At 51.0% G+C, this 26,898-nt stretch carries 25 protein-coding genes; 7 read left to right on the plus strand and 18 right to left on the minus strand.

Features of this window, described 5'->3' with window-relative positions; all coding sequences use genetic code 11:
* Positions 1 to 35: 35 nt before the first annotated feature.
* The 3 genes from VIS94_09865 to VIS94_09875 all read right to left on the minus strand — a co-directional run bounded on the left by VIS94_09865 (position 36) and on the right by VIS94_09875 (position 2,182).
* The gene (locus VIS94_09865; GenBank protein ID HEY9161380.1) at positions 36 to 875 is read right to left on the minus strand and encodes an SDR family NAD(P)-dependent oxidoreductase; all 840 of its coding nucleotides are present in this window, start codon (positions 873 to 875) and stop codon (positions 36 to 38) included.
* A 13-nt stretch (positions 876 to 888) separates the two neighbouring features.
* Positions 889 to 1,458: a VOC family protein gene (locus VIS94_09870; GenBank protein HEY9161381.1), complete on the minus strand. Its 570-nt coding sequence runs from the start codon at positions 1,456 to 1,458 to the stop codon at positions 889 to 891.
* Between the two features lie 94 nt (positions 1,459 to 1,552).
* Positions 1,553 to 2,182, minus strand: coding sequence for a TetR/AcrR family transcriptional regulator (locus VIS94_09875; GenBank protein HEY9161382.1), 630 nt, complete (start codon positions 2,180 to 2,182; stop codon positions 1,553 to 1,555).
* Positions 2,183 to 2,343: 161 nt separating this feature from the next.
* Here VIS94_09875 and VIS94_09880 point away from each other — a divergent pair, with 161 nt between their 5' ends.
* Positions 2,344 to 3,231, plus strand: coding sequence for a MaoC/PaaZ C-terminal domain-containing protein (locus VIS94_09880; GenBank protein ID HEY9161383.1), 888 nt, complete (start codon positions 2,344 to 2,346; stop codon positions 3,229 to 3,231).
* Here the strand turns inward: VIS94_09880 and VIS94_09885 are convergent.
* From VIS94_09885 to VIS94_09895, 3 genes are read right to left on the minus strand one after another with little or no spacing between them, the layout of a single operon-like run.
* Complete coding sequence (locus tag VIS94_09885; GenBank protein ID HEY9161384.1) at positions 3,228 to 4,124, minus strand: glycyl-radical enzyme activating protein; 897 nt, start codon at positions 4,122 to 4,124, stop codon at positions 3,228 to 3,230. The two genes, VIS94_09880 and VIS94_09885, sit on opposite strands and share 4 nt — an antisense overlap.
* Before the next feature lie 10 nt (positions 4,125 to 4,134).
* A complete protein-coding gene (locus tag VIS94_09890; GenBank protein HEY9161385.1) occupies positions 4,135 to 7,089 on the minus strand; it encodes a pyruvate formate lyase family protein in 2,955 nt (984 codons plus the stop codon).
* Positions 7,090 to 7,134: 45 nt separating this feature from the next.
* Positions 7,135 to 7,776 carry a TetR/AcrR family transcriptional regulator gene (locus tag VIS94_09895; GenBank protein ID HEY9161386.1) on the minus strand — a complete coding sequence of 214 codons (642 nt, stop codon included), beginning with the start codon at positions 7,774 to 7,776 and terminating at the stop codon, positions 7,135 to 7,137.
* A gap of 164 nt (positions 7,777 to 7,940) precedes the next feature.
* Here VIS94_09895 and VIS94_09900 point away from each other — a divergent pair, with 164 nt between their 5' ends.
* A complete protein-coding gene (locus VIS94_09900; protein ID HEY9161387.1) occupies positions 7,941 to 8,426 on the plus strand; it encodes a GNAT family N-acetyltransferase in 486 nt (161 codons plus the stop codon).
* Positions 8,427 to 8,449: 23 nt separating this feature from the next.
* On the opposite strand, the gene VIS94_09905 is transcribed toward VIS94_09900, so the two are convergent.
* Positions 8,450 to 9,046: a TetR/AcrR family transcriptional regulator gene (locus tag VIS94_09905; protein ID HEY9161388.1), complete on the minus strand. Its 597-nt coding sequence runs from the start codon at positions 9,044 to 9,046 to the stop codon at positions 8,450 to 8,452.
* A 162-nt stretch (positions 9,047 to 9,208) separates the two neighbouring features.
* Here VIS94_09905 and VIS94_09910 point away from each other — a divergent pair, with 162 nt between their 5' ends.
* Entirely contained in the window at positions 9,209 to 10,120 is a 912-nt protein-coding gene (locus VIS94_09910) for a 4Fe-4S dicluster domain-containing protein (protein HEY9161389.1), read from the plus strand.
* Positions 10,121 to 10,187: 67 nt separating this feature from the next.
* Positions 10,188 to 11,495 (plus strand): GMC family oxidoreductase N-terminal domain-containing protein, encoded by a 1,308-nt coding sequence (locus VIS94_09915; protein ID HEY9161390.1) that lies wholly within the window; start codon positions 10,188 to 10,190, stop codon positions 11,493 to 11,495.
* Positions 11,496 to 11,879: 384 nt separating this feature from the next.
* Here the strand turns inward: VIS94_09915 and VIS94_09920 are convergent, their stop codons facing one another.
* Entirely contained in the window at positions 11,880 to 12,155 is a 276-nt protein-coding gene (locus VIS94_09920) for a hypothetical protein (GenBank protein HEY9161391.1), read from the minus strand.
* Between the two features lie 393 nt (positions 12,156 to 12,548).
* On the opposite strand from VIS94_09920, the gene VIS94_09925 reads away from it, so the two are divergent.
* The 3 genes from VIS94_09925 to VIS94_09935 all read left to right on the plus strand — a co-directional run bounded on the left by VIS94_09925 (position 12,549) and on the right by VIS94_09935 (position 15,657).
* Positions 12,549 to 14,471 (plus strand): hypothetical protein, encoded by a 1,923-nt coding sequence (locus VIS94_09925; protein HEY9161392.1) that lies wholly within the window; start codon positions 12,549 to 12,551, stop codon positions 14,469 to 14,471.
* A gap of 52 nt (positions 14,472 to 14,523) precedes the next feature.
* Positions 14,524 to 14,988, plus strand: coding sequence for a DUF1456 family protein (locus VIS94_09930; protein ID HEY9161393.1), 465 nt, complete (start codon positions 14,524 to 14,526; stop codon positions 14,986 to 14,988).
* Between the two features lie 63 nt (positions 14,989 to 15,051).
* Positions 15,052 to 15,657 carry a hypothetical protein gene (locus tag VIS94_09935; protein ID HEY9161394.1) on the plus strand — a complete coding sequence of 202 codons (606 nt, stop codon included), beginning with the start codon at positions 15,052 to 15,054 and terminating at the stop codon, positions 15,655 to 15,657.
* Positions 15,658 to 15,900: 243 nt separating this feature from the next.
* Here VIS94_09935 and VIS94_09940 read toward each other — a convergent pair whose 3' ends face one another.
* From VIS94_09940 to glyA, 10 genes are all read right to left on the minus strand, one after another.
* A complete protein-coding gene (locus VIS94_09940; GenBank protein HEY9161395.1) occupies positions 15,901 to 17,784 on the minus strand; it encodes a C45 family autoproteolytic acyltransferase/hydrolase in 1,884 nt (627 codons plus the stop codon).
* 496 nt (positions 17,785 to 18,280) lie between these two features.
* Positions 18,281 to 18,475 carry an NAD(P)-binding protein gene (locus VIS94_09945; GenBank protein ID HEY9161396.1) on the minus strand — a complete coding sequence of 65 codons (195 nt, stop codon included), beginning with the start codon at positions 18,473 to 18,475 and terminating at the stop codon, positions 18,281 to 18,283.
* A 9-nt stretch (positions 18,476 to 18,484) separates the two neighbouring features.
* Positions 18,485 to 18,619, minus strand: coding sequence for a hypothetical protein (locus tag VIS94_09950; protein ID HEY9161397.1), 135 nt, complete (start codon positions 18,617 to 18,619; stop codon positions 18,485 to 18,487).
* A gap of 19 nt (positions 18,620 to 18,638) precedes the next feature.
* A complete protein-coding gene (locus VIS94_09955) occupies positions 18,639 to 20,147 on the minus strand; it encodes an NAD(P)/FAD-dependent oxidoreductase (protein ID HEY9161398.1) in 1,509 nt (502 codons plus the stop codon).
* A 63-nt stretch (positions 20,148 to 20,210) separates the two neighbouring features.
* Complete coding sequence (locus tag VIS94_09960) at positions 20,211 to 21,416, minus strand: iron-sulfur cluster-binding domain-containing protein (protein ID HEY9161399.1); 1,206 nt, start codon at positions 21,414 to 21,416, stop codon at positions 20,211 to 20,213.
* Positions 21,413 to 22,936, minus strand: coding sequence for an NAD(P)/FAD-dependent oxidoreductase (locus VIS94_09965; GenBank protein ID HEY9161400.1), 1,524 nt, complete (start codon positions 22,934 to 22,936; stop codon positions 21,413 to 21,415). Before VIS94_09965 ends, VIS94_09960 begins: the two co-directional genes overlap by 4 nt.
* A gap of 29 nt (positions 22,937 to 22,965) precedes the next feature.
* Positions 22,966 to 23,835 carry an SDR family NAD(P)-dependent oxidoreductase gene (locus VIS94_09970; GenBank protein ID HEY9161401.1) on the minus strand — a complete coding sequence of 290 codons (870 nt, stop codon included), beginning with the start codon at positions 23,833 to 23,835 and terminating at the stop codon, positions 22,966 to 22,968.
* 228 nt (positions 23,836 to 24,063) lie between these two features.
* Positions 24,064 to 25,161 (minus strand): helix-turn-helix domain-containing protein, encoded by a 1,098-nt coding sequence (locus VIS94_09975; GenBank protein ID HEY9161402.1) that lies wholly within the window; start codon positions 25,159 to 25,161, stop codon positions 24,064 to 24,066.
* Positions 25,162 to 25,188: 27 nt separating this feature from the next.
* A complete protein-coding gene (gene nrdR / locus VIS94_09980) occupies positions 25,189 to 25,650 on the minus strand; it encodes a transcriptional regulator NrdR (GenBank protein HEY9161403.1) in 462 nt (153 codons plus the stop codon).
* Entirely contained in the window at positions 25,651 to 26,892 is a 1,242-nt protein-coding gene (gene glyA, locus VIS94_09985) for a serine hydroxymethyltransferase (protein HEY9161404.1), read from the minus strand. It abuts the gene before it with no gap.
* Between the last annotated feature and the right edge of the window lie 6 nt (positions 26,893 to 26,898).

Below are 26,898 nucleotides of genomic sequence, written 5' to 3' on the forward strand. Positions count from 1 at the left end.
CCCTTTCCCTGGCGCATGGCAGGAGAAAGAGATTTTTATTTGCCTGTTTTTTTCATTTTCCTTTGAGTCATCCGGATCACCATATCCGAAGTCATCCTGGTAAGCCAGCCGTTTGATATGCGGTGCAAAAGCCAGAGAAAGCGAGTAGGCGCACCCGGTATGAACAGGTACTTCTTCTTTTCGATGGCCTCGACGATCACCTTTGCCGCTTCATCCGGCATCATGAGCATGCTCATGTTCTTGACGGCCCTTCCTTCTTCCGGCAGGGTCTTGGCCTCGTCTATGTTCATTGGTGTGTCCACCTCCGGCGGGCATACGACCGTCAGCGGAATCCCCATCGGCTTGAATTCGTAGCGCAGACTGTCGCACAACCCGAGAAGGGCGGCTTTGGACGTGCCGTAGGCCGTGTACCCGAACATGCCGAAAAAAGCCGCCGCGGAAGAGAGCACCACGACATGGCAGCGCTTTTTCTTTATCTCGGGCAAAAGTGTCTGGATGACATTTCGCGGCCCGTAGAGGTTTATTTTCATGACCTCGTCGAACATGTCAAAGGTAATATTCTCGAACCTGTCCGCATATTTGTTTATTCCGGCGCTGCTGATGAGAATATCAGGTGCGCCGTATTCGTCCACGGCAGCCTTCATCTTCGCCTGAACATCGGTGAGATCGGCAACGTCCATGGATAATGTTCCTATGCGCTGGGTTGGCCTCAGCTTGAAGTTCTCTATCGTCTTTTTCGCCGATTGAAGCCTTTCCTCGTTGCGGGCTATCAGGAGCAAGTCGGCGCCCCTTGCGGCGAATATCTTGCCCATTTCGAGCCCTATGCCGCTGGAGCCGCCGGTCATAAATATCATCCTGCCGTCAAAGCTTTTCATATTCTGCTCCTCTTTATACCGTTATCGCTTTTGTATCGCCGGTTATGCGGCCCAGGTTTATGAGCCACTCAGGCATGCCGAGGTTAAGGCCGAAGGCCTTTGTCTCAATGAGTTCCAGTATCAGACCCGCTTTGTCGACTGTGTCCAGGTAGGCTACCCTGGTCTTGCCTCCGCCCGCATATTTGAGAGTTCCTTCCTGCAGCGGCGCAAAGCCCCTGTCCCGCATGATGCGCCGGGCTTTATCCAGGTTATCTACCACGACCCCGAAATGATGAAATCCGAACCCCGCTTCTCCCGGATGTGCGCGGTAGATATTATCGTCGCTGCCGTGCACCTGGATGAGTTCTATCTGCGTCTTGCCGGAATAACCGACAGCGATGTCGAGCATGATATCGACCGGACGGTCGCGGTAATAATAAGAACATTCGGTAATTATCGTGTGGTACCATTTTGGTATGTTGAAGAAGTCTCTGTAGAATTTAACACCCCCCAACAGGTCAGGCACCACCATTCCTATCTGCGTGACGGCTGGAAGATCAAGGCCGTCCGGACTTACCGGCGGTTTGTTAAATGGCTTCATCATGCAACCCCTCTTTTTGCATGTCTGCATCTTCTGTTCTGATAAAGTAACACTGTTGACTTTAAAAATCAAGCAAAGCATTCAAGGCGGCCTGAGGTCATGTATAAGACTTTACGACCTCATCGAGAATCCAGTCTATGGCCTTGTCTATATTGCGAACTTCGAGTGTTACCCTGCTTATGTAAAGCGAGACCATGCCGTGAAGGGTGCTCCATATCTGCAAAAGATGAAAGGGCGTTTCTCTGGCTGGAAACCGGCCTGTCTTTTCGGCAACGGCGTTTAAGATCGAGACCGCTATCTCAGGGATTTCGAGTGCTACTCTGTTCTGCCTTTCCGCTACAGGCTCCATTGCGGTGCCTCGGTAGTCACTGTATTTGGGGGTGTCCATGCTGAACATGATGTTGTAGTAGTGCTTGTTTTCTATCCCCCATTTAACGTAGGCATGCACGGCGGCACGGAACTTCTTAAGAGGATCTGCTGACGAGCGGTCCGCTTTTCGGAACTCTTCCGCAAGGTCGGAAAAGCCCTTTATAAGCACCATCAGGTAAAGCTCGTCCTTGTTGGAATAGTAGTTGTATATCGTCTTTGCCGTGAAACCCAGGCGTCTGGCCAGCTTGCGCATGCTGAGGTTCGTATATCCCTCCTCGTTGATTATGAAGAGGGCCTCCTTCAGTATGCGCTCTCGCGTTGCGGTAATAGCCTCGGGTGTGGCCGGAATCTTTGGCATGCATGCTCCAGGGACTGTTTCCTGAAAAAGGAATCATCCGTAATTTTAATCAGATGCTACGTTAAACGTAAAACCTTTGTCAATGCCGGGCTCTCTATCCTTGACATATCATCTCAACAATGACTTTCCTTTTAAAAGTGTGATGAACAAGGGAGGAATTTATGGAGATCAGTCCCGCATTTGTCGGAACCCGCCTGAAAGATTACAGGTGTGTCATTACATGGCGGCAGAGCATGAACTATGCAGCGGCCGTTAATGATATCAACCCGTGGTATTTCAACGATGAGAGCCCCTGCGGCGTCATAGCACCGCCCATGCAGGCCGTGGCGGTCACCTGGCCTGTTCTGGAGCATATCAAAGATTATCTTCCTGATGACGGATTCCCGATGGAAACGCTCCTTACACAGGTGCATTATTCTGAACACCTTCAGTTTCACAGGCCGATAAGGCCCTGCGATGAGCTTACGATAAAAGGCCGGATTGCGGCCATCGTTCCTCACAGGGCAGGGACGCATGCGGTAATCCGTCTGGATGCATTCGACTCCTCAGGGGCTCCGGTCTTCACGGAACATAACGGGGGCATGCTGAGGGGTGTGAAATGCGGCGGCACGGGGCGCGGGGAGGTTGACCTTCCTGTTGCACCTTTGCCGCTTTCCGCAGGGGATGAAATATGGAAGGCGGGCATACATATCGATCATCTCGCCCCCTTTCTTTATGACGGGTGCACCGGCATTTTTTTCCCTATCCATACGTCGGTGAAGTTCGCCCATACCGTGGGACTTCCGGGGATTATCCTTCAGGGTACGGCCACCTTGGCCTTTGCCGCGCGTGAGATAATAAACCGTGAAGCCGGGGCCGACCCGAGGCGCCTGAAGACGCTCTCATGCAGATTCAGCGGCATGGTTCTTCCCGGCGAGGACATCTCGGTCAATCTTCTGGAACGGAGGCTCGATTCCGGAGGCATGGATTTATTCTTCGATGTGGGGAACGCTTCAGGCGGCAAGGCCATCAAAAAAGGCTATGCCAGGATAGAAGATATTAATGACTAGAATACGTTTATCTCAAAGCCTTTGAAGATTTCTTTTATATGCCCTTTTTCGCCCGGGTCCATCCATGTCCTGCGCCCGTATTCGGGTTTCAACCCCAGTGCATCAAGCTTGGAAAGCCACAGCGGGTTGTAGGGCAGGAGCTCCACCTTGTTCAACGACAGACCCGATAGATAGTCGCGCAGAGCGGTCAGGTTTTCGTCTGTTGTCGTGATTCCAGGCACCAGGGGTATGCGCGGCAGCAGCTCAACTTTTTTTTCAGCGAGCAGTGCCTCGAAATTGGCCAGTATCGCTTTATTTCCTATGCCGCAGAAACGTGCATGTTCTGAAGCGTCGAAGAGCTTGAGGTCGAAATATACGATATCTAGGAATGGCAGGATAGATTCTTCGAATGAATGCCTGTCATACTGCCCGCATGTTTCCATGCAGACGTTTATGCCCTGCTCTTTCAAGAGGGGCAGAAGCCGTCTGAGATAGGCAGGGTGCATGCCCGGCTCGCCGCCCGAGAGTGTGACGCCGCCGCCCGTGTTGCGGTAGAAGACGGCGTCCTTGGCGAGGATATTCACAAGCTCCTCCTCTTTATATGTCCTGCCTGCGAAAGCAAGCGCCTCTTCGGGACAGGCCCGCACGCATGCGCCGCACATGGTGCACCGCGAGCGATCAAAAGGATAACCTCCCGCCGTGAAATTGAGCGCATTCTCCTTGCAGGCCTTTCTGCATTCTCCACAACCCTGGCATTTTTCCTGCTTGTAGATTATCTCCTGCGCTGGTGTTTTAGTTTCCGGGTTCTGGCACCACACGCAATTCAAGGGACAGCCCTTGAAGAATACGAGCGTACGGATACCCGGACCGTCGTCCAGCGAGTTTCTCTTGATGTCGGCTATCAGAGTATTCATGGCGCGCCCGTTAGCGGCAGGCGAATTCAGCCCTTTCTATGAGCTCTTCCTGCATATTTCGGTTCAGTTTGACGAAATATGCGTTATAGCCCGAGATGCGCACGATGAGCCAGCGGTATTCGTCCGGGTTCGCCATTGCGTCACGCATGGTGTCCGAGCTTATCATGTTGCATTGCCACTGCATGCCGCCCAGGTCGAAATAGCTCTGGACATAGCCTGAGAAGATATCGAGCGTCCTTCCATGCGAATCTCCGGGATGCGGAACGAGCTTCACGTTGAATGAGAGGTTATTGGGCATCTTGAAGTTGTCGAGTGCGGCTACTGTCCGGATGTTTTCGAGCAGGTTGTCTGAAGAGCCGGGTGCAGGCGTAAGTCCGGGCGTGAAAGCCTTTCCCTTCTTCCTGCCCGAAGGAAGCGCCCCCGAGAGCATGCCGAAACCCACGTGATAGCTGTTCGACCAGTATCCCGGCCAGTATACACCGCCTCTGTAATTCTTCTGCGCCGTGAAGTAGTCGTAGCAGAAATCCATGATGTCGTGGGCCATGGCGATCGGTTCTTCCTCGCCCGAACCGAACTTGGGGACACGACCGATCATCCTCTCGACGTCCTCGAATCCCGCGAAATCCGCGGCAAGTGCATCCAGCAGCGTTGAGAAGTCGATTTTTTTCTGTTTGTAAATGAGATTCTTAATGACCATGAGGCTGTCAATGACATCGGATATCGATACGAGCGCGACACCGGAGGTGTTATACTTTGCCCCGCCGAAGATTATATCGCATCCCTTTTCCATGGTGCCGTCCATCATTGCTGAAAGCAGCGGGGTGGGGTGCTGTTCCTGGTGTGCGCAGCCCATGTAGTTGTTTATCTCGACAGAGAGTTCCATTAGATATTTAAGCTGAGTCTTGTATGCGGCAAGGAAGTCTTCAAATTCGGGAAAAGCGTAGCGGGCGTCGCCCGTTTCAGGTCCTATTTTCTCTCCCATTACCGGATGCACGCCATTGTTTAGCGCCATTTCAAGAGGCGCTACGAGGTTCAGCATCATGCAGTTGGTATGTCCGTAGTGGCGGCCGGTGATGGTGGGTTCGACGCACCCGGTGGCCGACCAGTCACGCGCATCCGCAAGCGGGATGCCCTCGTTGACGAGAACTTCAATCATGGCCTTGTCGTTCTGAATGATCGGGCTTGCCGCCATATTGAGGTTAACCTCGCAAAGCCTTCTCAAGTATTCCTTTGAATTAACGCCGGGATAATACTTGGCGTTCATGTTGGGGTCCTGGAAGCAAAGCATTTCCGCCGCCTTCAGAATGATATAGGTCATATCGTTGACCGCGTTGTTTCCTTCGCTGTCGATGCCGCCCACTGTTACCGTGTCATCTGAAGATGTGCCGCCGAAGAGTTTGTTGCCTGTGCTTGGTACGAGCGGGTCATGATCGTTGAACCTCATGAAAAGACTGGCCACCAGCTCTATCGTCTTCTTGACTATGGCCCTGCGTTCGTCATCCGTGGCCGCTTTTGCTATGTCCTTCATGAAGAAGGGCTGCAGGAGCTGGTCAAGTCTGCCTATGGAGAGCGCGGAGTTGGCGTTTTCAATCTGCAGGCAGGTAAAGCATATCCAGATGGATATGATCGCCTCATAAACGCTTTCCGCAGGACCTGCAGGGACCTTGGCGCATATGCGCGCCATCTCGGTGAGTTCTGTAATGCGTTCAGCCTGGGCGGGATCTTCGGGGTTGAGTGTCGAAGCCAGCAACATTGCCTCGCGGCTTAGATGCTGCGCATAACAGAGAACACCGTCGATGGATACCTGTACCGCCTGGTAGAAGTTCTTCTTGTCATGGGTATGCGCCTTGGTTTCCTTTTCGTAGGCCTTATCACGGATCGAAATCAGGCCCTCGTTGATGGCGGTCTTGAAGTCAGGAACGGTATGCGAGATGGCATTGTTCTTCATCATGAAATAGAGCACGAAGCGTTCTTCAAGCTGCTGTGAAAGCGGGTTTCCGAAGCGTTTGCGTGTGTGCTCGCGTATGTTGCGCTCGGCCCAGAATGGAAAGACCTCCCGGTTGAGAATATCGGCCTCTTCCGGCGTCAGGTCGCAGGGGTTGAGATCGCGGGTGCTTATGCTCTTGAGTTCGGGCCAGATAAGGGTGCCAATGAACTCGGGATATATGGGTACGCCCACCTCCTTGGACGTGGTGGACCCAGGTATAAGATGACGTTCATGTATAATGGGACGTTTGTTCTCCATGCAGTAGCGCATGGCATGGGCCTGTCGCAGGTTGGCGTCGAAGACGGCTCCGCTTGAGGTGTGCTCGAAACCATATTCGCGGTGGTAGCGTGTGAGAAGCTGCGCCCTCTCGACACAAAGCGCCGGTTTCATGGCGAAGCGCCTGTTCTTAAGATATTTGAGCCTCGGGAAATCCTCCAGCGTGTATTCTTCCAGGTATGGATCGTCGAGTACCTGTACTGTGTCCACCTTGCGTCCAAGCTTCTCGTTTACCATCCTGCGGCGCTTTGCACCCTTGTCGATATCCACGACTTCCCGCATCGACGGAACAATATTCTTTTTTTTGCCGCCTCCCGCGATAAGCGTCGAGAGATAGGAAAATTTTGTTAGGTAGGACATGTTCCCTGTGGAGGACATTTCGTTCGTGAGCAGATAGTCTATGGATTCCTCAGGGTTCTTTGCAAACAGGCGGGCCAGTGTTTCCTTGTCGCGGTAGGCGATTATCGTATCAGGATTTTCTATAATACCTGTACCCGTACGCACTTTCCCGTTGTCAAAGATCATGTAAACATGGACTTTTTCATCACGCGTCTTGAACTGGAAGCGGGCGTTGAATATGCAGCCGGTTTCAGTGTTGTATATCTCACGCCTGAATCTGGGGACGGTGGAAAATATGGCCGCCAGGGCCTTTAGGGACATTTTGAATGCAAACACCGACGCATCGGTACGGAACTTGTTCATGATAACCCTCCTTGTTGTATGCTTTTTCTGCTTCGGGTCTCAGTCTCAACTTGACGGCAGAAATGGTGCGAGTGCGTCTTCAGTCAGGCGCTTCACGACCGGCAGGGGATCGCTCTCGTACTCGTGCATGCCGCGGCTGTTGTACAGCGAGACCACTCCGTGCAGGTTTGTCCACAGCTTCAGGATGAGATAGCCTGCATCACCGCGGGGGAATCCCTCGTTCGCCTTTGATATCTCCTTCAATACCTTGCCAGTTATGTCGGCCAGGCGGAAGGCGGTCTCTTTTTCGGCACGGGCCGTAGGCTCCATCGCGGTGTTGATGTAGTCGTTATATTTGGGAACGGCCCAGTTAAACATTATGTTGTAGTAGTTTGCGTTCTTTATCCCGAAATCCACGTATTCCCTGCACATGGCCCTGAGCTTCTCGACCGGGTCCGTCAGATTTTCTATGGCGGCCTCCATTTTTGCATTGAGGATATCGAACCCCCTTGTGAGCACCATGAGGTATATCTCCTCCTTGCAGGAGAAGTAGTTATAGAGTGTTTTTGCGGCGAAGCCGAATTTACCGGCAAGGCTGCGCATGGTCAGGTTGTCGTAGCCGCCTTCTGCTATTATCTCAAGCGCATAGTCGAGAATGCATCCGCGAATCTCGGCAACCTTTTCCGCTGGACGCGCTGATTTCGGCATGTAAAACCTCCCTGCTCAGGGATTACGTAACATCAACATAGTTACAGTAACTAAGTTACCATTATAAGTCAAGACATATTTGTCTTGTTAAGATTAATCACAAATTCATAATGCCTTATGGAAATAGTATTGACTGTATATGTTTTAGAAGTAAGCATGTTGATATGAAAACATATGAAAAGAAAACCGGGTTCTCAAAATCCCTGGAAATTAAGATACGCGAAATGTGTATCGATGACGTTGCGGACGTGTTTCATCTGGGTGAAGAGCTGTTCACATTCAGTACTTTCCCAAATATGTTCCGCACATGGGACGAGTTCGAAGTGATCGATTTTTTTTCATCCGAATCCGAATTCTGTCTCGTGGCAACCCGCAAAGGAAAAATTGTTGGGTTTCTTCTGTCAACAATAATTGAAAAAAGGTCACGCAAATACGGCTATCTGGTCTGGTTTGGAGTTGACGGGTCGGTGCGCAGAAAAGGCGTGGCGTCGAAACTCTTCGACAGAATGAAACGCATCATGAAAAAGAGCGGTGTGAACATGATTATAATCGACACGCAGGCGGACAATGTCGAGGCCCTTGAATTCTTCAGGAAAAAGGGATTCTCCTCACCGCAGGCCCATGTTTATCTTTCATTGAATATTGATTGAATAAAGCCGGGGTTTAACCGCGATTACCCGTTCATCCCCTTGAATATGAGACTGAAAAACTGATCTGCGATATGTTCGATACCGGGCAGCCGCTTTCTTTTGTGGTTAAGGACAAAGTAATAATAAACGACCCTCAAAAGCGCGCCGATTATCATGTTGGCTATGATTTCGGTATCCAGGTCTTTGTTGACGAAGCCGGCATCCACACCCTTCTGAAGGTCTTCGACGACATACCTGACCATCTTGCGTTCGAAGATGTCGACAAATGAGACGTGCAGTTCGTTCACGCTTGGGCCGATCTTCAGGTAGAGGTTGCAGAGGTCTTCATGCTCCTTGAAGAACTTGAGGCTGCGGGCAACAAGGGCCTTGTAGTATCCAAGAATATCTTTTTGCGCGAGTTCGGATAATGGAACCTGGGCCGCCTGCTCCCACTCATCGAGAAATTTTACAAGGATGGAAATGAAGAGTTCCTCCTTGTTCTTGAAATAAAGGTAGAAGGTTCCTTTGCCTATCCGGGCTTCTTTCAGGATGGTTTCAACATGGGTATTGTAATAGCCGTTTTTTGCGAACAGTTTTGTGGCGCATGTAATGATCTGGTTTTTTCGTAATTCAGCCTTCATCGACCTTGTTCCGCCATTTAAAGCCCCTTGTCCAATGTAAGCCATGATTTGCTTGACTTCGACTTTTATCAGCGTATAAATTAAATTATACAGACCTGACGCGTCAGGTCAATTAATTTATAATATCTATTTGATAATTTCAAAATGGGATGGAGGGTACATGTGAAAGAATCCACAAAAATCATGATGAAAAATCACGGATGGCGGTTTGACAGGTTTATCCATAACTATATCTATTTCGTATTCTACCGCCCTTATGTGATATTTGTCCTATGGCTGTTTCGTGTCCTTTCCTGGAGTCTGTCATGGTTCAAGCCATTCAACAGCATACTGTCCATGGCTTTTGCAAGGTATCATGCAAAGTTTTTGAGCATGAATGATGCCACAAAGATATTCACTCTCAACGAAGATGTTGTTGCCACTTCTGAAGAAAACAAGCGCATTGTTCCCTATGACTATGCCTACAAGATTGTCCTTAAAGATGCCGACTGCGTAGCAGTCATGGATTGCCCGTGCATCGTGGCAAAGAAAGGCCGGGATAATCTTGGCGACTGCGGCCCTATAAACCGGTGTTTTGCTGTAGGAAGGAATCTGGCCACCTTCTGGGTTGACCACTGTCAGAAGTACAATGCACACTTTATTTCCCAGGCGGAGGCCATCGGTCTCATAAAAGATTTTCGTAAACGAGGACATATTACGCAGGCCTTTTTCAAGGTGGCCACAGGCGGACGCACGGGCATTTTCTGCAACTGCTGTCCCGAGTGTTGCGTGAGTCTTGAGGCAACCAAACTGGCGAAAAAATTTAACTCCAGCCTTTCCATGGCCGCACAATCAGGATACTCGGTCGAGCATGACAGCAAAAAATGCAGGAATTGCGGAACATGCGCCAAAATATGTCATTTCAGCGCAATCGATTTCAGGGACGGTCATCGCGGGTTTTACAGCAGATGGAATTGCATGGGGTGCGGCCTATGCACTGAACATTGTCCGACCGGAGCACTGAAGCTCTATGTGGATAGCGACAAGCCGGTGCCGCTCGATATCGACCTGGTCAAGGAACAGTATGCCGATTAGGAAGCCATCCGGCATGGATGGCTGAACCGAATAAATAGTTGAAACCTTTAAAATGGAGGACATATCAATGCACAAAGAGTATGACGTTATCGTTGCAGGGTCAGGCCCGGGAGGCGCCACGGTTGCACGCGAGATGAGCAGGCGCAATAAAAAAGTCCTGCTGATAGAACGCGGAGGCAACTGGCAGGCGCTTGGAAACACCCTGTCAATCGCCATGATAATGCAATGGGTTCCATTGATCTTCAGCAAACAGGCCAGTGTTGTTATGGCCGCTTCCAACTATGGAGGGGCCTCTCTGATCTCCTGTGGGGCAGCAGTTGCACCTCCCAGAAAGGTATTTGATAAAGTGGGGATCGATCTTTCCGCCGAGGCCGCAGAAGCCAAAAACGAGATGTGGATCAACACGCTGCCAGATGTGCTTGTAGGCGGCACAAATATGCGCCTGCTCGAAGCGGCCAACGACCTGGGATTTAATTGGACAAAGACCGAACGCTTCGTGGACTCAAACCGCTGCGTGCCGGGCTGCGCCGATTGCATGCTCGGCTGTCCGCGCGGGGCGAAGTGGTCATCCCGCATCTTCGGGGATGATGCCCTCAGGCATGGGGCGGAGCTTCTTCTCAACACCCGCGTCGATAACATAATCAGGGAGAACGGCAAGGCAGTAGGCGTTGAAGCCAGCCACTTTGGCCGTAAAGTGAAATATTTCGGCAAAAAGATCATATTGTCCGGCGGTGTGTCCAATGTCGGCATCTTAAGGCGTGCGGGCATCAGCGAAGCAGGCAGGAGCTTTGCCGTGGACTGGCTGCAGTTCATCGGCGGTGTAATCCCTGGGATGAATACGGTTCATGATCAGCCTATGGCCGTGGGCACTATGGAGCATTACGAATCAGACGGAATAATAATACTGCCGGTCTTCCCCAACTGGTCAATGCTGGCTGCCATGCTTTCGCTCAAAGGCCCGCAGGCCCTGCCATGGATGCGTAATGCCTTCAGATGCAGCGGCATCATGGTAAAAATACAGGATGAACTGAAAGGTGAAATATTCCCTGACAACCTCCTCTATACATGCAGCAAGGAACCGTCCGAGCGGGACAAGAAAAGGCTCAGAAAAGGTGCGGACATAGTCCGCAAGGTTCTGGTTAAGGCCGGAGCTCCAGAAGATTCAATCATGGAACTGAAACCTTCCGGCGCCCACCCTTCGGCGGCATGCCGCATCGGCGAGGTAGTTGATACCAACCTCATGACCCGGATAGATAATCTCTATTGCTGCGATGCGAGCGTCGTTCCCGAATCGCTGGGCCTGCCTGTGGTCTGGACTGCAGTATCACTGGGTAAAAGGCTTGCAAAGCATCTTGATCAGCAGCTGAATATTTAATTTAACGACTACGGGGATGAATATGAATATATGTTCATCCCTCAACATTTAGCAGGGCATGAGGCCTGCTGAGACTATTTAAAATGAACAGCTTCGGGGTCGATTGGATCACCTCATCCGGCCATGTTGCACGGCTCGATAATGACTTGTGCAGAGACTGCAGGGTATGTGGATGTCTGACAGTTCAAGGCCGATATTCCTGTAAACGGCAAATCAAGTACGAACCGGGAAGCCTGTTTCGTCTCCGGTAAATTCACATTACAGTGACCCGGCGGGGCGCGCAGCCTTATTCTCGATGAACGAACATTGACACGGCACAATGAGCATATGAATGCCTGAACATGCACATAACAAAGCTTTCCTGAAGCCGCCGGCTCCTGCCGGTCATGGAACATCAACCTCGACAAGATTTGATTTCATCAGGTTGCCTGCAAGATCAAGCATCTTGAAATTGTAGAATACCTGTCCCGATGGTATGTTGGTCCTTGCGAACAGCGGATCGCCGGTAGAAAGCGAAAATTCATTCCCGGTTGTCATGGTTGCCTCCCCTGGCTTTGCCGGATCGTACAGTTCATAAATCGGAGTAATTATGTCAGTTGGCAGAAGGATGACCACCTGCTTGCTTGAAAGGTCATCCAGGCTGGAGCTCTCGCAGGCCATGTCCACTTCCCCGTAGTTAAGGAGTCAAGGACTTGAAATCTGATTTAGCTTCAATTGTTTATCGGCATTCCCAGAAACAAAATTTATTATTTGCATGTAGCGGTACGGTTAAAGATGACATTATCGAGATTCAGGGCGTTCGTCGTCAGCTGATTATCAAAGAAGTATTACTTTCTGACCTAAAGCCGGAATCGCGGGAGGCTGAGAGATAATATCTCTGAATGACCGGGAACCGGCACGTGCCGGTTCATTTGAAGGCGGCAGGGATCATTCTGCTGTGTTTTTCCCGGCTGAAATATGATAATCTTACCCTTCAGATGAATCTTACCTGAATTATGATTTTTTAATTCACCGGCGGATTCGTCCGGCTGCCGGATAGCGGGGGATAAAGTTATGGATAAAAGTAAGGGTTTTGCTGTCGTACTCCTGATCTTTTTTGCGGTTTCTCTCGTCTTCATTGCAGGCTGCAAAACGTTAAGGGCCCCTGTGCTGGATGAGCTTTCAATCAAAGGCGTCAGTTCCAGGACAATAACGCTCGATGCGCCTAAACTTATTGATGCCGGCAAACCAGAGGCGTCATTGAACGCATACATAGGTTTAACCGGAGAGATCAAATGCGACGGCACGGATGTGACATCCGCAATTGAGGGCCCTGTCGATGTGCGCAAGTCCGGATACCAGTTCAAGGGGCTTGTAACCGGAATGAGCTATGACATCATCGTAGTGGCCGCGAACATCTGCGGCAGTTCGGTGAAGACTGCGGCGGGCATAACTCCGGCTACGCCGCAAGTGGACCCGGCATCGTACCCGGGAATAGACGGCGACGAGATGGGGCTTTTCAGGTGGTACCTCAATGTGGCCGACGACCCCATCGATGATTTCAGCAAGATCGAGTCGTTCGATCCTGAACAGGGAGGCCTTTCTTCATACAGATACACCCTGGCTTTCATGACATACTTCATGACGATCGAGCAGTACCACAAGCTGCCGGCTTGTCCCGAGATTATCAGGCCAAGGATGGACAGGTTGATACAGAAAATGATCGAAAGGCCCGTCTGGTCATACTGGGCTGAAACAAGCAAGGGAGTTCCGCCTCTTGAGCCTCTGCTCAACAAACCCTACCCTGAGGCACACGATCCCGTGTCGGACAGGAACATCATGTACTCCGGTCACCTGGGGCAAATGATCGCCTCCTACGAGATGCTCTACCGGGATATGAAATGGTCTCGGCCAGGCTCCATCGTCTTTAAATTCAGCGATGACGAACAGTTCGTGTACGACAACAACTCGCTTCAGAAGGTCATGCACGATCAGATGAAGAACAACTGGCACAAAAGCATAGCCTGCGAGCCCAATGCCGTTTTTCCCGAATGCAACCAGCACCCGGTGATGTCTTTCATGCTGTACGACAGCGTGCATGGTACGAATTACGGCGAGGCCAGGAACGCATTCATGGATTTCTTCCTCCAGGCAAGGATGATAAGCCCCGTCACTCACGAGGCATGCCTCTTCTTCCTCATCAAGCAGAGGGCGACGGTCTCACAGGAATTTGCTAATTTCGGCAACATTATTTCGCTGGTGAGTGTTCCTGCGGCATGGCTTGGTCTTATAAATGTGAGGACATCAGTGGCCAACGGCTGGACCGGGACATTCATGCACGCATGGCAGCCGGAGTTCATTGAGAGACATTATCCTTTCCAGAAGGCCAGAAGAATAGTTGAACCCGACGCGAACACAGCTTATCTCAAGACCGAAATGGTGCTGGACCAGATTGCGACCCCTTTCTTCGCCATGCTTGCGGCCGAGGTGGGAGACCTTTCGACAAGAGACAAGCTTATCGCCTGGTGCAAGGACTACTACAAGCCATCCTGGGAAAATGGCATGCTTAAATATCCGGTCTGCGAACCTGTCAACATAATCGATCCGAGGAAAAACTTCACCCCCACAAGCCAGGCCCTGACAGGGGCGCTTATCGCCTATGCAATGGCGAACAAGAAGGATGGCCAGAGAGATGTCATACAGAAGCCTTTTACTGACAGGAACTTTACTTCACCCGAAATCACTAAAGTGGACTACCCGAATGTACTTGTAAAGCGCGCCATATACGACTTTGAAAAGGAGGCCCTCATCTTGACAACCGAAGGCGGTGCTATGACTCAAGGTTCAACAGTAATAAACATCGAAAGGCTCGACCCGCTTCGTATCTGGGATTTGATCATTGACGGACAGTATATCAGGAAGCTCTCCGGTGTATCGTCATTGCCCCTGGAGATAGGTCTTGACAGGAAGCATGACATAGTATTGGTGGCCGAATGAAACGATCCTCCTTTGAGGCATAAGAGATGTCTTGTCATAACCTGTCCTTGACATGACAAATAACGACATCCTCAGACGCATCCGGTATGCCTTTGACTTGAGCGATCAGACGATGTCTGCGATCTTCGGTCTTGCCGGTTATCAGGCAGACCGGGAGCAGATCACAGGCTGGCTAAAAACAACGGATGATCCCGCATATCAGGACCTCACCGACAAAGAGCTTGCGACATTCCTGAACGGTTTCATCAATTACAAACGCGGAAAAAAGGAAGGCCCGCAGCCCGAACCCGAGCGGCGGCTGAACAACAACATCGTTTTAAGAAAACTGAAGATCGCCTTGAACCTGCAATCGGAAGAAATAATCAAGATCATGAACCTGGCCGATATGTCCGTGAGCAAAAATGAACTGAGCGCGTTTTTCCGCAGTCAGGACCACAGGCAATACCGTGAGTGCAAAGACCAGATCCTGCGCAATTTTTTAAAAGGCATTCAGCTTAAATACCGCGCAGGAAATTGATCTGAGGCATGACACCTTTTGTCTATTTGATAACAAATTTCAGAAACAGGGGAGGAAATATCCATGAAAAAGCTAAGAATATACTGGCTTGTTACAGGTTTCCTTCTGATTTTTACAGTGGCATGGGCCCATGTGCCTTATCTTGAGAAAACCGACTTTACTGCCAGTGCGCCATTTAAATGTCCGATGGCATTACAGTCGACAGCTGTATACTCATGGCTGGAAAGCGACTCGGACGTCGATTTCTACACCATTACAGCCTATACCTCCGTACCGTTATTTGCCGAAGTGATAGTGCCTGTATTTGACGTGTATGCTGATTTCCGGCCCAGCATTGCCCTTATAGGGCAGGGCCTGCCTGACCCGTGTGAACTTCTGCCCGTACCTCTCGCCCCTGGTGAAGGCGCCATAGTGCTGCACGATGCCGGCCTGGAACCCAGGCCGCAGTTCTATGAGCCGTTCGGAAACAAATCCTATTATCAGGGTCCCAGGTTTGAGATGAACATAAAGGCCGGCAAATACAAGCTGATATACTGGGACCCGGAGGGAATGACGGGCGACTATACAGCAACGATAGGCAAATACGAAATATGGCTGCCCAAAGATATCATAAGGGCTTTCATTGTTACACCTATGATCCGTGCCGGTGAAGAGCTTCATTTGCCATGAGAGAGCGGAAGAATCTTGCCGCTTGACTGTCTTGCAGGCGGTCAGTTATCGACAGCAGGCATCCTCCCTGCGTTCTTTATTGGAAGATCAGATCGTGAGACAGAGATGTTGATTGTTCGATAACCTCTCATTTCAGGCCTTGAAATGGGTCAAATCCGTTAATTTATCAAGGTTCAAAGCCAGGCACATTTTCTTTTAAAGCATGGCAGGCGGAATGATTCTGCCTGCCATAAGATATTCTGGCTATTCCATATACGGATCGACGAAGGAGATTTCAGCCGACTGGTCGGCAAGGTTCTCTTTGGTGAACGGCTTCTGGATGTACTTGTCGGCATAGGCGGCCAGGAACCAGTTCATGCCGAACCACGGGTCGGCGGGCTGATCCTTTTTCATATCAAGGATGCTGCGATAATAGCCGAGAGCTTTTTCGCGCTCACCCATCAGATCGCAGGCCATGCCCGCGATGAGACGGCTGTGGCCAAGTTCGCGGAACGATTGTTTCTTGTTGAGCACCTTTTCGATATCGGCAAAGGCGTCTTCGGGTTTGCCGTCATGCAGGCTGTAAAGGGCAAGGAGCTGCCCGTAAATGATCTCGCCAGGGTCCTTTTTCCATGCATTGTTCAGATGGTCTATGATCTGGCCTTTATTGTCGGGGTCGGTTTCCTTCAGAGCCAGCGCCAGCATGAATTCGTCGAGCCCGGCCCGGACAGCCGGGTTCCTGAATCGATAGCCAGGAAGGACCGCTGGCGTAACCATACTCTTTTTACCTGCCAGTTCATCCTTCAAAGAAAACCCGAGGAAGGGGTTGTTGCACACGGGTGCTGGACCGTCCGCCACCCAGAACTCGAGCGTTTCGGGTGAGAATACGGCGCTGGTCTCGTTGTCGGCAACGCCTACTATATGCCCGGCCGCCCTCTCAAGGCCAGTGGTGTACTGGATGTGATCTCCCATGAATGCAGCCGCCAGATTGGGGTCGACGTTTCCATAGTTTTTGTCGATAAGCTGCATTAGGCGGCGGTATCGCGCCGGGCAATGCTCTATGATGTTGTACTTGATGGATATATCGATCTTGCGCTTTTCGTCGGTGACGGCCATGTTGGTCATGACTATCCTGTCCTTTTCCATGCGCCTGATCGATGCCTTGCCTGTGCTTAATTCAACTGCAAAGGCGTCCTTTTCCTTCCCGGAGGCGACAACATATCCGGCTGAAACCGCGCGTGGATTGTCAGTGAAAATCTTTTCGGCATCTTTAAGCGTGCCCGCCTTGCGGATGATCTCATCAGAAAAGGCCGGTATCGACCATCCGTCAGCCGAGACGTCGTCATAGACCATATAGTGCGGGCAGACGACTATGCCCTCGGTGTTCATGGCCGGGTTCCAGAGGATGAGACCCGCGGTACCTATCTTTACATGGGCGAAACCATCGCTAGGTTTAACGAACAGCAGCGTGGGGTATTTCGGCCATAGCGCGGTCCCGCCGTAGTCGGTGTTGCGGCCTACTATTGTTTTTCCGCCAGCTGCCGCTTTTCCCGCTGCAGCAAATGAACTGCAGGCCCCCAGCTTGATGCCGAGTTTTTCGAAGGCCTCGACGTTTTTCTTGGCAAACGCGGGTGTCAGAACCATGGATGGGCCGGTGTGATGGTTCGCCTTGAATATGATGTCGAAAGGAACGCCGGACCCATCCGAGATTCCCTTGAGTTCGGAAAGTATATTTTCGGGCTGGTGCTTGAGAAGGGGGTCATATACCATGAAGTCGAGATACTTCCTGAGAAGCCATATTTTAAGCGAAAACGGCTCTTTCCTGCCGCCGCTTATAACGTCTGCGTAGAACCGGACCGAACCATTATTGATTTCGTCTTTGAGGAGCACACCGTGCTGGTAGCCTACTTCGAATGGGGAACCCTCAAGATGCAGAACATTAAGCCCGTTCTTTTTTTCCATGACAGCAGGACCGAAAACCCTCTTGCCGTCTTCTGTCTGAAGCTGGGTGTTCTTGAGCTGATCCATGGTTTTCGCATCCGGACGGTAGCGGTTTCCGTCTCCGACGCCCAACGATGAAAGGAAAATTATTCCAGCGATAACCAGAACGAAAAGCGAAACTAGAACGATTGCGATTGCCCGTTTCATAATCATAACCTCCTATTCTCAGGCTTATTCTTCAGGTCTTTTGTTTACATAAACCTTCAGAATGCAGTCGGCAGGCTACCGCCTGCTCTTGTATGCAGGTCTCAGGGATGATTTTTCTCTGGCGGGAAATACAGCGAAACCATATTCAGTATATCCATAAAACCCGCCGAAGCAAGGGTTTCGTTAGGTATGGTTGGCTCAAAAACAAGCACTTTTACTGATTTGATTTAAAAAGTTGAGCCTGAAACTACAAAAAGATTTCCGCTTGTAACGGATACTCTTCTGGTAGGTGATGTACTTGTATCCTTTGGTCCTCACTGCCGCGATGCTTGGGATCGTTATCGGGAAGACCGGGAAATGCTCATAGAGGAATGCATCCCTTCCGGCAGCGATGGGAGACTTGAAATAGGTAACTATGCTCTTGCCCTGTATTTTTGAAGGGATGGGCTCACCTATTTATAGAGCGACATGCCGAGGCGTTTGAAGCATTCGTCGTTCACGCTGGGGAATTCGATCTGCAAGGCCCCGGTGTCGAACAGGTAGCCATTCTTTTTTTAAAGGGGAAACAGTATCCGCCAACCCAGGCGCCCTGATCCAGGACGAGTGTCCTTCGCCCCTTGCTTGCGAGAATGGCACCCGCACTTATGCCGCCGAGGCCTGCACCGACAACGGCTACATTATAGTCAGGAATATCAGGCCGTTAAACCATGTAGCGTCCCGGCAGGTAGGGCACCTGCTTCAAAATGAATCTGAGCTGCAGCTTTCTGTGTTCCGGAAGCTTGCTCCAGACAAAAACACCGGCTCCGATGGCCAGCATGTATTTTATATACCTCATCTCATTCTCCTTTCATGTGTTAAAACCGCTCGCACTTGATGAGTTTGTTGTAGGCGATATAGCCCGAGCCTACGGTCATGGGCACTCCGCCGCCCGGATGTGTGCCCGAGCCGCAAAGGTAAAGACCGTCGATACATTTGGATTTTGCCGATGGCCTGAATATGGCCTGATGGGTGGCGTCCTGGTCGAAGCAGTAAAGAGCTCCTTCCGGAAGCCTTAAATTACGCTCGTAGTCCATGGGCGACGACGCCACGGCATGGACGATGTGGTCCTTGAGGCCAGGTAAAAGCTTATCAGATATATAATCGATGTATTCGTCGATGAAGGTCTGCTTGAAGCTGTCCCAGTTGGTGCCCTTGAGGCGGTAGAACGATTCGGGAATGACATTGATGACATGGTGGCCCTTGGGTGCTAGCGAGTCGTCCGAATGCGACGGCCAGCAGAAGAGGCCGTAATTCTTGTTCGCCGGCAGCATCTCGCCAGTCTCGACGTGCTTGGTCCAGAAGTCGTTGACCTCCTGCATACTGACCGCGGTAAAGCTGTGATGGGCTTCAAGAGGAGGTTTGCAGTCGAGACCCACATATATCATACAAAGGCTCTTGCCGAGTTTGAGGCTCTTGACCCCGTTTTTCGTGAGCCAGGGCAGGTGCTCTTCTCCTATCATCTTGAGATAGAGCATTTTCGGGTTCACATTGGAAACAACGGCTTTCGAGGTTATCTCTGAACCGTCCTCTAGCACCACGCCGCATGCCCGGTTATTACGGACGACGACCTTCTTGACAGGTGTGTTGAGCCTGATCTCGAGCCCGTCCTTCTGACCGCACCTGAGAAGGGCCTCGGGTATGCGTATCATGCCGCCCTTCGGGTACCAGATGCCCCGGTGTTCGCTGTACGGGATCATGGCGAAAGGAGCGGGAACCAGCGCAGGGGCCATGCCCAGGTAGAGCGATTGGTAGGCCATGGTTTTGACCACCTTGTCGTTCTTGAAATATTTCTGGATCAGGTCCTGATAAGTTGCCATGAAAGGCAACAGGTATTTGAGAAGCTTAGGGTTCTTCTTTATGAGCCTGCCCATGTCGGCGAAGGTGTCTGCGGGTTCCGTGAACATGACGTCAAGGAAGACGTCCATCATTTCGCTGCAGTAGTCGCAGAAATCGAACCAGCGCCTGCCGTCCTCGGCCGAGATGGAAGATATGACCTTTCCCGTCGCCTCGATGGACTGCTCGATGGTTATGCGCTCGCCGTCGCGGTAGAGTATCGAGAACATCGGGTCGCACGGCACAAGATCGACCTCCTTGCTGAAGGCTGTCCCCAGCGTCTTGAAGACAAGCTCTATGGGCTGCGTGATCTCCACTATGGAAGCGCCCACGTCATGCCTGTATCCGTTCCTCTCGAATGTGGAGCAGCAGCCGCCGATGTTGCCGCTCTGTTCCAGCACGAGGACCTTGAGTCCGTGATGAGAAAGAAGGGCGCTAGACGAAAGACCCCCGAGTCCGGCACCTATTACTATGACATCATAATCCGGCATATTTTCACCTCCAACATATTTAATGCGTCCCGGCGGCGAAGCACCGGGTCGCTTTGCTTATATTCAGAGACCCTGCGGCGCCACGATTTCGAGATCGCTGACCGGGTACGCCGAGCACGGATGGAAATACCCGTATGCGGCATCTGCTATACGGCGGCCGTCGTTTTCCGGGTTCACGAAAACGTCTCCCCTGATGAGCCGTGTACGGCACCAGCCGCATTCACCAGACCTGCACTGTGAAGGTGGCGCGAACTTTGCGCGTTCGAGAGCCACGAGCACGGTCTCTGAGGCAAGCGCCGGGATATCCTTTTTTGAACCTTTGGAACGCACCGTGATCGAAAAGGTTTTTGTTGCAAGATCTTTCGGGTAGCCTGGGATGACCGTCACATCTGCGGTTTCTCCCATGACTTCGCGGCGTATGCGTCTGGCGGGCAGGCCGAAAACCTTGAGTTCATTATCTAGCATCCTGTACATGAGTTGAGGCCCGCATATGAAGACGGTTTTATCCTTCAGGTCGCCTGCGATATTCTTTATGCACTCAGCAGTGAGGAAACCCGTCGGCCCTTCCCAGCAGGAATCCGGCTCACTGCAAACGACATGCACGGCGATCTTCTCAGGCGCTTTTTGCGCCAGCTCACCCAGCTCTGCCGCGAAAATTATGTCATTGGGTGACTTCGTGCCGTAGATCAGCGTTAGTTTGAGGTTTTTGCCGTTTTCGACGATGTCCTTTATCATTGAGCGGAAAGGCGTTATGCCGCTGCCTCCTGCAAGGGCCAGTATCTCGGTGGTATCGCGCAGACGCTCATGGTAGAAGAATCCGCAGGGAGAGGACGCCGTCAGCCTGGTCCCCTCATTCCAGTTGGAGAAGGCGTATTCGCTGAGGAACCCGCCGTCCTTTTTTCTGAGAGTGATTTCATAAAAGCCTGCGAGCGCATCGTTCGGCGACGATGATATTGTATAAGGCCTGGTTATGGCAGAGCCTTCCACCCGGGTTTTTATGCTCAGATACTGACCCGCCCTGAAGAATGGCAGCACCTTTTTCAACCCGTCGGCCGATACCAGCCTGAATGTCTTTGTAGAAGGTGTCTCTATAGTGACCTTTGAGATGACGAGGTCGAGTGTAAGCGGGTGAAGCGTCTGGGCCAGCGTATTCACAGGGTCAACCGTGATGGGAGTCGACGCTCCTTCCTGTATATGTCTCTTGCGAACGTTGACGAGGTTCTTGAACCGTATCATGTCCAGAAGTCCGAATTTTACGCTGAATTTCATACCTCAACCCCCATTTCCTTCAATGTCAGAAGAGCGGTGGTCTGGCCGGAGAGGAGCGAACTGCTGTAGCCCAGCGCCCTGAAAGAGAAGCCGCCCGCGAAATAAAGCCCGTCGATGTACTTTTCATCCTGGATCGAGAGCATGCGCGGGATCACCGAATCCCAGGGTTCCATCTCGTAGCCGTATATGATTCCGTTGTACGTGCCGGTGTAGCGAGCGTATGTTTCGGGCGTGGATATCTCGATCTCCTCGATGTGCTTGCGGATAGAGAGCTTTGTCCCCCGCTCGAACTGTGTGATGAGCCCGTCGGCCATCTTCGTCTTCGTCTCGAAATAATCCTGGGGCTTTACGTTCTCCCAGGCCTCTGGACGCATGAGGCATGTCATGGAAAGAATGGTTGTGCCCGGCGGCGAACATTCAGGAAGAGCCAGGTTGAGGCATGTTGTCGCCTGTATGACCGGGGTCTCCGGCTTGTAGAATGATTCATAAAGCTTTTCCGTGTCGGCATGAGGACCGACGACGTATCCGTATGTGGTAAGTCCGATCTCTTCGGGCGGGGCGTCGAGTCCCATATAAACGACGAAAACACCCACGCCGTGCCTGCGGGCATTGACGTATTTGTAGGCTATCTCCGGTACCTCGTTTTTAGGCCATATAAGCTTGTTGTAGGCGAGCGTGGGAGATGCGTTGCATATTATGTGATGTGCGGTAATGGTTTCACCGTCAGCGGTTTCGACGCCTGAGACCTTGCCGTTTTTTACCATAATCTTTTCGACCTTGGTGTTGAACAGGAACTCCGCGCCAAGTTCTTCGGCCCTTGACTGGAGCGCGATCATGAATTCATGAGAGCGGTTTTTCGGTAGATAGCCTCCCATGGTCATGTACTTATATAGAAACGCCGCCCATATGGTGAAATTGAGCCTGCTCATCGGGGGCCCGAAGTTGAGCCAGTACGGATAGAGAAGATTCTTGGCGCGCCTGGAGAAATTGAACTTGTCCGTAACCTCCTTCGCCGTATAAGCGCCTGTCTTGAGGAAGTTGGCGTATTTTGTCCTCAGGAGTTTCTTGTCCGGATTGCCTTTGGATTCGGCGAGGTAGTTGAGGGCATCCAGGACCTCCTTGCAGAGCTCGAAATAGCGGGTCATTTCCTTCCTGCTTCCAGGGGCCTCACGTTCGACGGCTTCTATGTATTCATAAACTCCGGGAGGCAGTATGACGTCGATGCCCTCCTCTTCGAGAATGAATCGATAGGCGTCAGGCACGGGGTGCAGCTCCAGCTTGAGCCCTATGTCGTCGAGAAATTTGCGGACGTTTCCTGGGTTATCTTTCGATCCGTAGTCGCACAGTATGTGCAGAGAGGTCTCGAACTCGAATCTGCCTCTTACGAAGCTGCTTCCGAATCCGCCCGGAAGATTGTGCTGTTCCAGGCAGAGTACTTTGGCGCCGTGTTTGGCAAGCTTGGCTGATGCGCCAAGGCCTCCGTTTCCGGCACCGATAACGATGACATCATAATCAGGCATTTTATCCTCCGTCGGGCTGCCGATATTTCTCAGCAGCCGGTTTTGTCTGCAGAAGAGTCGGTATGAGCAAATCCTTTCCTGCCCTGGAAGTTTTTCACGCCTTCACCGAAGCCCAGGGCCATGAGCATCTTGTCCCAGATGAAATTGGGGATCACGCCGCGCATCATCCATGAGGCGTATGCGATCTTGGGTATGCACACGACCGTGATCTCCTTTAGGAGAGCATCGTTTACTATTGCCTCGGCGATCACGTCGTGATCCTTTATCGGAGGGAACAGGAGCTTTCCAAGTGCGTTGGTGGAATAGCCTTCAAACATGCCCTTGGCAATGTTTATGGGATGCACCGATGAAAACTTCACTCCATTTTTGCCTGCGGCAATCGCCTCGACCCTCAGGCATTCGGTGAGCATATGGACGGCGGCCTTGGAAGCGCAGTACGCGGTCAGACCCGGTGAATTTACAAAGCCTGCGCTCGAAGAGATGTTAACAATATGGCCTGAGTTACGATCTATCATCTCGGGAAGAATTGCGTGTATGGTATAGAATATGGCGTTCACATTCACATCGAACTGTCTTATTGCCTCCTCGACCGGACGTTCCCAGAAGTTTCCCCAGCGGACATAGCCGGCATTATTGACGAGTATGTCTATCCTGCCCATGTCTTTTCTGGCCTGAAGGGTAAGTTCTTCCACGAGGTTTTTATCAGAAACATCGCATTTATATGTAAAGACTGTTCCGCCCATGGACTCGAGTTCGCTTTTCGCCTCGGCCATGCATTTTTCGTTCATGTCCCAGATGGTCACAGAAACCCCCTGCCTGACAAGCCTCTTGCATGTACTCAAACCGATGCCGAGCGCTCCGCCCGTTACAACCGCTTTCTTACCTCCAAGCTCTTTCATATAGATCCCCTTGATAGAAATATTTTTTATATATAAGCCGGATGCATGCCCTGAACGGAAAACAGTTTCAAAGGGCAACGCTTTAATATCAAAAGAGCCTTATAAAAAATTGCAAGGCCGCCTTATATATTTTTTTGGTATTTGCAAAATTAAAATACCTGAATAATTGCACAAAGCATCATCAAAAGGTTTCATTTGGATACAAATGGAATAAAAATAAGGTGATTTTCAGTTACCGGTGGTTATTTCATCAATCTTGCCAGACAATCCCTTTTTTCTGTAGCCACCCGGAGATTCGCCTGTGGCCTTGTGAAATGCGTTATAAAAAGATGAAATGGAATTAAATCCAGCCTTCAGCGCGATGTAGGAAATCTTGTCCTCAGGCTGTTCGATCAGAAGACGTTTGGCCTCGTTTATGCGGAACTCGTTTACATATTCATAAAAGGTTTTGTTCATTTTTGTGTTGAGGATTTCCGAAAGCTGCTGCGGTGAAATCGAAAGTTTTTCGGAAAGACTTGGAAGGGATAGGCCTTCATCTGCAAATATATGATCTTCTTCCATCAGGCGCTGCATGTCCCTGAATATACGGTCGAGATCCAGTCCTTGAATTCGCGACAGGGCATATCTGGTCTTTTCTGTCTCAATTTTAATGAGCCGTATGTATTCAGGGTATCTCATCATGCTGAGAAGGAAGATTATCGGGACCAGGGAAGCCATCCCCATGCTGGCAGGCTGCATTCTTCCATAGAAAAACTGTTCGGCTGAGGCCGTGCCTATGGCGACAATCGAATACGCCACCTGGAAGAAAACGACCTTGGTCGAAAAATTTGTTACGTTACCGAAAAAGAGCAGTCGGTAACGGAAGATAATGTAACCGAGATATACGAGCGGAAGGCAAAGCGATATGAAGAGCAGGATGGAGAATAGTCCGGCTGCCGGGTTCCCTGCTGTACCCTCTAAAACGTCGAGGACGGGTACGTTAAGGTTCACGTCCTTAAACGAGACGCTCAGCAATGTGAAAAACACAACGACGCCAGGGAGCAGATGAAGAAGGCTTTTTTTGTCAAACCTGAACTGTGGATCTATTATTATGCAGAAGTAGAAGTAGAAAAGCGGTGCCCTGATGAATGTCAATGAAATATGCAGATCAGGAAGATAAGAAAATTCCCATATCGACCCTGCAATGACTATCCATAGGCCGAGACTGAAATAAAATACGGCTGAGAAATACTGGTCGGCGGTCTTGTTTCGAATCAGTAATTGACCCACGGCGAGAATAAAGAATAACCATGCGCTGAAAAGATATACTGTCGACTGGTTGAACACGCAGCCCCTTTCCTTTTCTAGCCCTAATTATTTTCTCGGTCTTTTTATCAGCCCCTGTATTTCGCTCATGAACTCGTTGACGTCCTTGAAGTCACGGTATACCGATGCGAACCTGACATAAGCAACAGGATCAAGGCTGTGAAGCTTGTCCATTATGCGCTCTCCGACAAAGGAACTAGGTACTTCCTTTTCGCCCCTGGCCTGAATTTCCTGGACGATGGAATCCTTTATCGCATCGATCTCGTCTGTAGGGACTGGCCTTTTTTCGCAGGCCTTCCTCAGGCCGGAGAGGATTTTTTCAGGGTTGAGAGTTTCCCTTGAGCCGTCTTTTTTTACAATAACCGGGATGAACTCCTCGATCTGCTCATATGTAGTGAACCTGTGACCGCAATGTGTGCATTCCCTGCGTCTGCGGATGGCCGAACCATCCCGGCTCGGCCTTGATTCGATCACCTTGTCTTCCACCCCGGCACAACTGGGGCACCGCATTTAGAGCTCCTGATAGATTGGGAATTTCGAGGTCAACTCCCCGACCTCTTTTCTTACTTCTTCGATTACGTCCGGGTTGCCCTTGGAGTTCAAAATTCGTGCTATCATACCGGCAATATTTCTGACATCGGCTTCTTTCATGCCTCTCGTCGTTACAGCGGGCGTCCCTATGCGGATGCCTGATGTGACGAACGGACTCCTGGTCTCGTTCGGAACGGTGTTCTTGTTCACGGTTATCCAGGCGTCGTCAAGCCACGTCTGGCCGTCTTTACCTGTTATGTCCGTTTCGGAAAGGTCCATAAGCATGAGGTGATTGTCTGTCCCGCCTGAGACGAGTTTGAATCCGAGTTTTATGAATTCGTCCGCCATGGCCGCTGCGTTCTTTACGACCTGCTCCTGATATGTCTTGAATTCGGGCTGCATGGCCTCTTTAAGTGCGACGGCCTTTGCTGCGATAACGTGCATCAGCGGTCCGCCCTGCATACCCGGGAATACGCTCGAATTGAGCTTTTTGCCCATCTCATCCCTGCACAGGATCATGCCGCCCCTGGGGCCGCGAAGTGTCTTGTGTGTTGTCGTCGTTACAAAATCGGCATAGGGCACTGGACTGGGATGCAGTCCTGTCGCCACAAGACCAGCGATATGCGCCATATCGACCATGAAGTACGCACCCGCTTCGTCTGCTATCTCCCGGAACAGCTTATAGTCGATTATCCTTGGATAGGCGCTGGCGCCTGCTATTATAAGTTTGGGCCTGTGTTTTTTTGCGAGGTCCCTTACCTCGTCATAATCTATGCGGTGGTCGTCTTTCCTGACCCCATAAGGTACGACTTTGTACAGCTTTCCGGAAAAGTTGACGGGTGAACCCATTGAAAGATGGCCGCCCTGGGCAAGGTTCATGCCGAGATATGTATCTCCCGGTTCGAGGATGGTGAAATATACGGCCATGTTGGCCTGGCTGCCTGAATGAGGCTGGACGTTAGCGAATTCAGCCCCGAAAAGCTTTTTAGCCCTTTCTATGGCAAGATCCTCGGCTACATCTACATATTCACATCCGCCGTAGTATCGCTTTGCCGGATATCCTTCGGCATATTTATTTGTCATTACGCAGCCCTGCGCCTCGAGTACCGCATCGCTGACTATATTTTCCGAAGCTATCAGTTCGAGCTTGTTACGCTGTCTCGTAAGCTCTTCTTCAATCGCATAAAATACTTCCGGGTCGGTCTGCATAAGATTTCTCATGATCTG

This window comes from Desulfomonilia bacterium (genome assembly GCA_036567785.1).
In the GTDB taxonomy this organism is placed as follows: domain Bacteria; phylum Desulfobacterota; class Desulfomonilia; order UBA1062; family UBA1062; genus DATCTV01.

What these genes read in the sequence shown, in the direction of transcription:
- nrdR (HEY9161403.1), bottom strand. Translation starts at nt 25,650, where the DNA reads ATGCGGTGCCCCAGTTGTGCCGGGGTGGAAGACAAGGTGATCGAATCA.
- VIS94_09885 (HEY9161384.1), bottom strand. Translation starts at nt 4,124, where the DNA reads ATGAATACTCTGATAGCCGACATCAAGAGAAACTCGCTGGACGACGGT.
- VIS94_09880 (HEY9161383.1), top strand. Translation starts at nt 2,344, where the DNA reads ATGGAGATCAGTCCCGCATTTGTCGGAACCCGCCTGAAAGATTACAGG.
- VIS94_09875 (HEY9161382.1), bottom strand. Translation starts at nt 2,182, where the DNA reads ATGCCAAAGATTCCGGCCACACCCGAGGCTATTACCGCAACGCGAGAG.
- VIS94_09965 (HEY9161400.1), bottom strand. Translation starts at nt 22,936, where the DNA reads ATGCCTGATTATGATGTCATCGTTATCGGTGCCGGAAACGGAGGCCTT.
- VIS94_09870 (HEY9161381.1), bottom strand. Translation starts at nt 1,458, where the DNA reads ATGATGAAGCCATTTAACAAACCGCCGGTAAGTCCGGACGGCCTTGAT.
- VIS94_09895 (HEY9161386.1), bottom strand. Translation starts at nt 7,776, where the DNA reads ATGCCGAAATCAGCGCGTCCAGCGGAAAAGGTTGCCGAGATTCGCGGA.
- glyA (HEY9161404.1), bottom strand. Translation starts at nt 26,892, where the DNA reads ATGAGAAATCTTATGCAGACCGACCCGGAAGTATTTTATGCGATTGAA.
- VIS94_09900 (HEY9161387.1), top strand. Translation starts at nt 7,941, where the DNA reads ATGAAAACATATGAAAAGAAAACCGGGTTCTCAAAATCCCTGGAAATT.
- VIS94_09890 (HEY9161385.1), bottom strand. Translation starts at nt 7,089, where the DNA reads ATGAACAAGTTCCGTACCGATGCGTCGGTGTTTGCATTCAAAATGTCC.
- VIS94_09905 (HEY9161388.1), bottom strand. Translation starts at nt 9,046, where the DNA reads ATGAAGGCTGAATTACGAAAAAACCAGATCATTACATGCGCCACAAAA.
- VIS94_09920 (HEY9161391.1), bottom strand. Translation starts at nt 12,155, where the DNA reads ATGGCCTGCGAGAGCTCCAGCCTGGATGACCTTTCAAGCAAGCAGGTG.
- VIS94_09930 (HEY9161393.1), top strand. Translation starts at nt 14,524, where the DNA reads ATGACAAATAACGACATCCTCAGACGCATCCGGTATGCCTTTGACTTG.
- VIS94_09925 (HEY9161392.1), top strand. Translation starts at nt 12,549, where the DNA reads ATGGATAAAAGTAAGGGTTTTGCTGTCGTACTCCTGATCTTTTTTGCG.
- VIS94_09960 (HEY9161399.1), bottom strand. Translation starts at nt 21,416, where the DNA reads ATGAAATTCAGCGTAAAATTCGGACTTCTGGACATGATACGGTTCAAG.
- VIS94_09865 (HEY9161380.1), bottom strand. Translation starts at nt 875, where the DNA reads ATGAAAAGCTTTGACGGCAGGATGATATTTATGACCGGCGGCTCCAGC.
- VIS94_09950 (HEY9161397.1), bottom strand. Translation starts at nt 18,619, where the DNA reads ATGAGGTATATAAAATACATGCTGGCCATCGGAGCCGGTGTTTTTGTC.
- VIS94_09940 (HEY9161395.1), bottom strand. Translation starts at nt 17,784, where the DNA reads ATGAAACGGGCAATCGCAATCGTTCTAGTTTCGCTTTTCGTTCTGGTT.
- VIS94_09970 (HEY9161401.1), bottom strand. Translation starts at nt 23,835, where the DNA reads ATGAAAGAGCTTGGAGGTAAGAAAGCGGTTGTAACGGGCGGAGCGCTC.
- VIS94_09955 (HEY9161398.1), bottom strand. Translation starts at nt 20,147, where the DNA reads ATGCCGGATTATGATGTCATAGTAATAGGTGCCGGACTCGGGGGTCTT.
- VIS94_09935 (HEY9161394.1), top strand. Translation starts at nt 15,052, where the DNA reads ATGAAAAAGCTAAGAATATACTGGCTTGTTACAGGTTTCCTTCTGATT.
- VIS94_09915 (HEY9161390.1), top strand. Translation starts at nt 10,188, where the DNA reads ATGCACAAAGAGTATGACGTTATCGTTGCAGGGTCAGGCCCGGGAGGC.